General features: G+C 69.8%; 11 protein-coding genes and 1 tRNA gene. 9 read left to right on the top strand and 3 right to left on the bottom strand.

Annotated elements, in window-relative coordinates; translation table 11 throughout:
- Both D183_RS24500 and D183_RS0111140 read left to right on the top strand, forming a co-directional pair.
- A partial coding sequence (locus tag D183_RS24500) for an exodeoxyribonuclease VII large subunit (RefSeq protein WP_304412345.1) occupies window positions 1-275 on the top strand: 275 nt, incomplete at its 5' end.
- A gap of 28 nt (window positions 276-303) precedes the next feature.
- On the top strand, window positions 304-690 hold the full coding sequence (locus tag D183_RS0111140; RefSeq protein ID WP_017909058.1) for a hypothetical protein: 387 nt from the start codon (window positions 304-306) through the stop codon (window positions 688-690).
- Window positions 691-955: 265 nt separating this feature from the next.
- Here D183_RS0111140 and D183_RS0111135 read toward each other — a convergent pair whose 3' ends face one another.
- Window positions 956-1,501 (bottom strand): lipocalin family protein, encoded by a 546-nt coding sequence (locus tag D183_RS0111135; protein ID WP_017909057.1) that lies wholly within the window; start codon window positions 1,499-1,501, stop codon window positions 956-958.
- Between the two features lie 95 nt (window positions 1,502-1,596).
- A complete protein-coding gene (locus D183_RS0111130; RefSeq protein WP_017909056.1) occupies window positions 1,597-1,842 on the bottom strand; it encodes a hypothetical protein in 246 nt (81 codons plus the stop codon).
- Between the two features lie 240 nt (window positions 1,843-2,082).
- On the opposite strand from D183_RS0111130, the gene D183_RS28140 reads away from it, so the two are divergent.
- Window positions 2,083-2,205: a hypothetical protein gene (locus tag D183_RS28140; protein WP_255325526.1), complete on the top strand. Its 123-nt coding sequence runs from the start codon at window positions 2,083-2,085 to the stop codon at window positions 2,203-2,205.
- Between the two features lie 5 nt (window positions 2,206-2,210).
- Here D183_RS28140 and D183_RS0111125 read toward each other — a convergent pair.
- Window positions 2,211-2,286 (bottom strand) — tRNA-Phe (locus tag D183_RS0111125).
- 136 nt (window positions 2,287-2,422) lie between these two features.
- Here D183_RS0111125 and D183_RS28135 point away from each other — a divergent pair.
- The 6 genes from D183_RS28135 to D183_RS24495 form a co-directional block, all read left to right on the top strand.
- On the top strand, window positions 2,423-2,548 hold the full coding sequence (locus tag D183_RS28135) for a hypothetical protein (RefSeq protein WP_017909055.1): 126 nt from the start codon (window positions 2,423-2,425) through the stop codon (window positions 2,546-2,548).
- A gap of 417 nt (window positions 2,549-2,965) precedes the next feature.
- Window positions 2,966-3,442: an LEA type 2 family protein gene (locus D183_RS0111115; RefSeq protein ID WP_017909054.1), complete on the top strand. Its 477-nt coding sequence runs from the start codon at window positions 2,966-2,968 to the stop codon at window positions 3,440-3,442.
- Between the two features lie 280 nt (window positions 3,443-3,722).
- A complete protein-coding gene (locus D183_RS0111110; RefSeq protein WP_017909053.1) occupies window positions 3,723-4,220 on the top strand; it encodes a MarR family winged helix-turn-helix transcriptional regulator in 498 nt (165 codons plus the stop codon).
- Window positions 4,217-6,388 (top strand): FUSC family protein, encoded by a 2,172-nt coding sequence (locus D183_RS0111105; RefSeq protein ID WP_017909052.1) that lies wholly within the window; start codon window positions 4,217-4,219, stop codon window positions 6,386-6,388. Before D183_RS0111110 ends, D183_RS0111105 begins: the two co-directional genes overlap by 4 nt.
- Window positions 6,372-6,578: a DUF1656 domain-containing protein gene (locus D183_RS0111100; RefSeq protein WP_017909051.1), complete on the top strand. Its 207-nt coding sequence runs from the start codon at window positions 6,372-6,374 to the stop codon at window positions 6,576-6,578. Before D183_RS0111105 ends, D183_RS0111100 begins: the two co-directional genes overlap by 17 nt.
- Window positions 6,579-6,586: 8 nt before the next feature.
- On the top strand, window positions 6,587-6,917 hold a 331-nt coding region (locus D183_RS24495; RefSeq protein WP_039727162.1), incomplete at its 3' end, for a biotin/lipoyl-binding protein.

The following is a 6,917-nucleotide window of genomic DNA, read 5'->3' as shown; positions in this document are numbered from 1 at the left end:
TGGCGATGCTGCGGGTGCGCCTGCTGGCGCTGGGCCGACGTCCGCAGGCGGCGATGGCGCGGCAACTGCAGACCGATGCGCAGCGCCTGCGCGCACTGGCGCGTGCACTGGAGACGGTCAGCCCGCTGGCCACCGTGGCGCGCGGCTACAGCATCCTGACCCGCGTCGACGACGGCAGCGTGGTGCGCTCGGCCGCTCAGGTCGCCCCCGGCGATCGGCTGCGCGCACGCCTGGCCGACGGCGAACTGCAACTGCGCGCCGAGCGCGCAGAGTGACCCGTCCACCCGCATCGCCTCGCCGCCCATGACCGACAGCATTCACGAAGAAAGGATCAAGGCGATCCTGCAGGGCATGCGCCGCGCCGAACGGCGCCGGGCCGAGCGGCGCGCCGACAGCAGCGACCTGCTGTCGCTGATCGACGGCGCCGCCTATGGCGCACCGGAGGATGCGCAACGCGCACTCGCCTGGCTGGCGCATGACGGCACCCTGGAGCATCTGAACCACGCCGACCTGCACAATGTCGGCGACACCATCTGCGTGGCCTGGAACGGCTGCGGCAGCGATCTGGCGACGCTGTCGCAATGGCTGCGGGAGGTGCGCCTGGCCGATGGCCGCAACGCCCTGCAGGCGCTGCGCGACGGCGACAGCGCAGACCTGCTGGCCGCGGCACTGACGGCATTTCCCGGCTGACGCCGAGCGGTTGCAGCGTCCGTCACACAGGGTGGCCTGCGACGCGTCACCCGGCATGCACGATGCACGGCCAGACAGCAGGCGCCAAGGCGCATCTTCCAGGGCAACGGCCACCGCCGGCGGAAGCAGCCGGCCACAGCGAACTGCAAGTCGCTGCCCCAAGCGTCGTACAGCGCGCGGCAAAGTCCCAGCGATGGCCCGGTCTTCAGCGCCTGTCGCCCATGTGCCACCGATCCGCCCGCAACGACGCGCCGGCAGCGCCCACTCAGTCCAGCGGCGCGACCACCAGCAGCGGGTCGAGGTCGTACCCCATCGCCACCGCCTTGGCCTTGATGCCCTCGAACACGCTGCGCTGCATGCGCGGCGAGCGCGACAGCACCCACAGGTACTTGCGCCCAGGTTCGCCGATCAGCGCCCATTGATAATCCGGGTCGAGCGCGATCACCCAGTAGTCGGCCCACACCATCGGCAGCCAGGCCAGCCAATCCGGCGCGAAGCGCACCTGCAGCCGCCCGGGATGGCCCTCGACCCGCCGGGCCACGCCGTCGGCCGCCAGCATGTCGCCGCTGGCGGTGCGGCAGGCGTTGCGCACGCCGACCTGACCGTCGTCGCGCAGCACATAGGCCGCGGTGACGTCGCCGACGCATTTCTTCTGGAAGGAGACCGGCAGATGCGCGATCTCGTGCCACTGCCCGGCATAACGGCCGAGATCGAACGCGGCGACCGAGCTCACCGGCTGCGCGGCGCGCAGCGGCGGTGCGAGGCACAACAGGCACGCCAGCAACAGCAGCGCGATCGGCGAAAGGCGCATGCGCAGGTTCCGATGGACGGGAAGCAGCAGCTTATGCAGGAGCGGCGCAGCGATGTAAAGCGCGGCGCAAGGCGCCGGCCGTCATGGCGCGGCGGTCAGTTGCTCAGATCGGCCATGGAGTGCTGGTCCGGATGGCTGGCGCACTGCACCGGCTCGCGCAGCACCACGCGCTCGACCATCCCGTCGCGCCGCTGCAGGTAGGTATTGACCATCACGCACTCGGAACCGACCTGCTCGATGTAGGGCGCATCGGCACCGTGACCGCCCTGCTCGCCCGCATGCTCGGTCCGGTCGGAAGGGGCTGCCACGGCGTTGCCGGCCATGGCCAACAGCAGGGCCACGCCGCCACATCTCCGTCCGAATCCGCTGGTCATTGGCAGGTTCCCCCGATTGCCCGTGCCTATGATTACGACAGCCAGCGCCGTTGATTGAGCGGAATATCCCGAAAAACCGTGAACTGGGTGCAGTTGTCTACGAACGTTGACACGCCTTCTTCACACCCGATCAGGGCAGAGGACAGTCGCAACAGGCCTCGCGCATGCGGAAATCTGCACAGCGCGGGAGATCGGCCCGGACGCCGAATGACGACGCCGTACGCCACCTTCGACGACGGCGACCAAGGCAGCGCAACACACCGCCAAGGCATGCAGATGCCGCAAACCCTCGCGGCAAAAGAAAAGGGCCTGCATTGCTGCAAGCCCTGAAAGAATGGTGGCCGAGGACGGAATCGAACCGCCGACACGGGGATTTTCAATCCCCTGCTCTACCAACTGAGCTACTCGGCCACTGCGCAACGCGGCAGGACCGGTGCGAGGACGCGCATCATAGCGAGGTGATCGGGATTGGGCAAGCGCAATGTTGCAGAATTTTCCTACCGACCGCCGCGGCCTGCGCCGACTGCGTCCGATCCGAGGGGGCGCGATGCTGGACACGTCCCTCGGCATCCGGCCGGCGCACGGCAGGGACGCCTTGGTGATGGCCGCCGGCCGGATCGCCGAGGACACCGACCGGACGCCCGGCCAGCCGCGGTCATTCCGCCATACCTGAACGTCCGCAGGGACGTGCGGGTCAGCCTGGATGATCTGGTGGGTTGCTGCGCCAAGGGCGATCGGAGGAGCAGCAACGGAGGTGGACGGCATGACGGAACGGGGCAATGGCCGGCCCACAGGCCGGCCGCATGCCGGATTGAGGGCTGACGGCAGATGGCACGACGCGGACGACACCATCGCGCAGCTAGGTTGGGCGGGCCTGCCATTCCAATGGCGGAAGCGCTCGACACCAAGCGAAGGCGCCAATAGAGCGTGTCCGCTGTCCGCCTTGCGTCACGTCGCGCGCGCGACCGCCGGCATGCCGCCAGCTTCCGCAGCCCGCGCAGTCCGGGGGATGCTCGCCATCGCTGCGCCACCACGGCAGACAGGGGTGTGGTGTAGTCTTCGCCGGTCTTCCTTTCCGTGGATTCCGCCCATGCGTCACCCGCTCCGCCTCGGCTTGCTCGTGTTGTGCACCGCGTTGCTCGGCGCCTGCAGCGACGGCATCGTGCGGCGTGTGTCGGACCCGGCCGCCAGCGTGCAGCAACTGACGGTCAACATGGACGGCAGCTGGAAGGTGGACCTGCGCCTGCAGAACTACAGCAGCATCCCGATGCGCTACGACACCCTGCGTCTGGACCTGGGGGTGGGCGGCGAAGCGGCCGGCAGCCTGCAGGCCGCGCCCGGGATCTCGATCGGCCCGGAGACGGCGGACGTGGTGAGCGTCGCGCTGAAGCCCAGCTCGAGCGCGCGCATGGCCGTCGCCGATGCCCTGGCCGGCCGCCGCAGCCTGGAGTACACCCTGAAGGGCAGCATCGCCGCGACGCCGGAGGACAAGAAGCCGCGCAGCTTCGAGATCGACACCCGCAACATGCTCTCGCCCGCGCCCGGCCTGGACGGCGTGCTGCGCTGACCCGGCGGTGGCGCTGAGGCGCCACCTGTCCCTCTCTCTCGAACGCGACGTCCCGGCTTCCGGGCGCGGAACGCGCCTGCGCGTCGACCTGCGCTTCACCGGACACAGGCGCTGCCTCGACCTGCCACGCGCCACGCTAATGCGCTGCGCCCTCGGCTCAGGCCAGTCCGCGCGTTTTTCCTGAGGCACACCTCCTCCAGCGGGCCGCGTTCAGCCGGCGTTACCGCAAAATTAATACATAAATGTATTATTTATACATGTACAAATCATCGAGCCGCGCATGAGCCGCTTCGCCGCCACCGAGCAGCGCCTGGACGTGACCGCCCGCAAGCATCCGCACTTCCCGCGGCAAGCCGCGCTGGTCCTGCGGCTGATCAAGCTGCTGCACAAGCTCAGCCTGGACCAGAGCAACGAGGTGTTGCGGCCCTATGGCCTGAGCTACGCCGAATACAACGTGCTGATGATGATCGACGCCAGTCCCGACGGAACCTTGAACCCGTCCCAGCTGAGCGACGCGGCGGGCGAGAAGTCGGCCAACATCACCCGTTTGACCAGTCAGCTGGTCGACAAGGGCCTGATCCAACGCATGCCCAGTGCCGAGGACCGGCGCATGCTGCTGCTGCGGCTGACCGAGGCCGGCGAGCGCCTGATCGAGGCGCTGATCCCCGACCTCTCCGCCCAGCTCGACACGTATGTGCAGCATCTGGATCCGGCGGCGCTGGCGCAGTTGCAGGCGCTGCTGAAGACCCTGCTGCGCGGGGTCGAGGACGCCGCATGAGCGCACAACACCCCGACGCCGCCGCCGCTGCCGAGGCAGCGCCAGGCCTGCGCACCCTGCTGGCCGACGCCCTGCGCGGCGAAGGCGAGGCCTGGCTGTTCGTGCTGCGCACGCTGCTGTCGATCTATCTGGCCGGCTGGATCGCCCTGCGTCTGGACCTGGCCTCGCCGATGACCGCGATGATCACCGTGGTGGTGGTGATGCACCGGCAGACCGGCATGGTCTTCGCCAAGGGCTTCTACCGGGTGCTGGGCACGCTGATCGGCAGCGTCGCGGCGCTGACGATGGTGGCGCTGTTCCCGCAGGAGCCGGTGCTGTTCGTGCTGGCGCTGTCGCTGTGGATCGGCGCCTGCACCGGCGGCGCGCTGCTGTACCGCAACTTCAAGGCCTATGCCTTCGTGCTGTCCGGCTACACGGTGGCGCTGATCGCGCTGCCGGCGGTGAACCAGCCGCAGAACGTGTTCAACCTGGTGGTGGCGCGGGTGACCGAGGTGGTGCTGGGCCTGCTGGTGACCGGCATCGTCAGCGACGTGGTGTTTCCCAGCCGGCTGCGCCAGACCCTGCGCGATACCGTGCGCCGTGCGTCCGACGGCTTCCTGGACTTCGTCCGCGACGCCACCGGCGGGCAGTTGCCGCGCGAGGCGATGGAGCAGGCGCATCTGCGCTTCGTGCGCGACGCGGTGACCATCGAGGACCTGCGCAGTTCGGTGGTGTTCGAGGATCCGGAGGCACGGGTGCGCAGCGGCCGCCTGCGCCTGCTCAACCAGCGCTTCATGGCGGTGTCGACCAGCTTCCAGGCGCTGCACCACTACATCAACCGGCTGCTGCGCAGCGGCGATGCGGAGGTGGCCGAGGCGCTGATCGGCCTGTATCGGCCGCTGAAGGCCGCGCTGAGCGACCGCGGCGGACGCGAGGGCGCAGCCGCGACCGCGCGCAAGCTGGCGGCGTGCCGCGATGCGCTGGCAACGCGTGCGGCCGAAGCGCGTGCGACCCTTCCGGCGGCACGGCACGAGGGATTCGACACCGGCGTGTCGCTGCTGCAGCGGTTCTTCGCCGACCTGCACGACTACGTGGCCACCGAGGCGACCCTGGTTGCGCCGCAGCAGTGGCGCACGCCGCAGGACCGCGGCGACACCGCGGTGTTCGTGCGCGGCAACGACTACGCCGCGGCCGCACTGACCGCGCTGCGCAGCGCGTTGCTGGTGGCGACGATGTGCTGGCTGTGGATCCAGGCCGGCTGGATCAGCGGCGCCACCGCGGTGTTCCAGGCAGTGGCGCTGAGCGCGATCCTGTCGTCCAGCGCCAACGCGCCCGCTGCCGCGCGCTCGCTGTTCAAGGGGTTCGTGTTCGGCATCGTGCTCGGCGTGGTGTGCCAGTTGCTGGTGCTGCCGCAGATGGACGGCTATGTGCTGTTCGTCGCCGGCACCCTGCCGTTCCTGCTGGTGACCCTGTACCTGGCCTCGAAACCGGCGCTGTACGGCTTCGCCACCGGCGCCAACCTGGCCTTCGTTTCGATCCTGGCGGTCCAGCCGACGCCAAGCTTCAACGCCGCGGCCACCTTCAACAGCGTGGTGCCGCTGCTGCTGGGGACGCTGGCGGTGAGCGCGACGTTCGTATTCGTGCCGCCGGTGATCGGCACCCGCTGGCAGCGCCGGCGCCTGCTGGAGCGGCTGCGGCGGCAGACCACGCTGGCCGCGCGTGCGCCGCTGCCGGGGCTGGCGCTGCAACTGGAGAGCGTCAACCGCGACCTGTTCCAGCAGATCGTCGCGCACACCCCGCCGGGCAGCGACGAACTGCGCGACCTGCTCGGCTGGGCGCTGTCGGTGCACGAAACCGGGCGCACCCTGGTCGAACTGCGCCGCGATGCGGCCGAAGGCACGCTACCGCCGGCCCTGTCCACCGCGGTGGAGGCCGCCGTGCAGGCGCTGGCCGACCTGTATCTCGACCCCAGTCCGCAACGGCACCGACACGCCTTGCAGCGGGTGGAGGCAGCGCTGGCCGCCAGCCAGGTGGAAGGCGCGGTACCGCTGCGCTGGAAGCCCACCCGCGAGCACTTGTTGCTGCTGCGCGGTGCGCTGCTCGACGCCGATTCCGTTCTCGCCGCGCTGGCCGATACGCCTGCGCCGACCACCGCCACCCCAGGAGCCGACGATGCTGCTGCCCGCTGAACTCTCGATCGCCGGCGTGTATGTGCCCGGCCTGCTGGTGCTGGGCCTGGCCCTGCTGCTGGTGGCCTGGGCGCTGGACGCGGTCGCCGGCCGCGCCGGCCTGTATCGCTACGCCTGGCATCCCTCCCTGTTCCGTCTGGCCGTCTACGTCGGTGCCTTCGCCGCGCTCGGCCTGCTCCTTCTTCCGTGAGTCCCGCCATGAAGACCCCTGCCCTGATCCGTTTCGCCCTGACCGCCATCGTGGTGCTGGTCGCCGCCCTGCTGGCGCATGCGCTGTGGCGCCATTACATGCTCTCGCCCTGGACCCGCGACGGCCGCGTGCGCGCGGAAGTGGTGCGGATCGCGCCGGACGTGTCCGGCCTGGTCGATGCGGTCGCGGTGCGCGACAACCAGCACGTCAAGCGCGGCGACCTGTTGTTCAGCGTGGACCGCAAGCGCTACGAGCTGGCCCTGGAAAAGGCCCGCGCCAACCTTGCGGTCGCGCAGGCGCAGGCGCGTGCGGCCGGCGCCAGCCTGTCGGCGGCGGCCA

The organism is Xanthomonas sp. SHU 199, from assembly GCF_000364665.1.
Taxonomy (GTDB): domain Bacteria; phylum Pseudomonadota; class Gammaproteobacteria; order Xanthomonadales; family Xanthomonadaceae; genus Xanthomonas_A; species Xanthomonas_A sontii.
The sequence above is the reverse complement of the archived record's forward strand: the minus strand, read 5'-3'. Positions and strand labels throughout refer to the sequence as shown.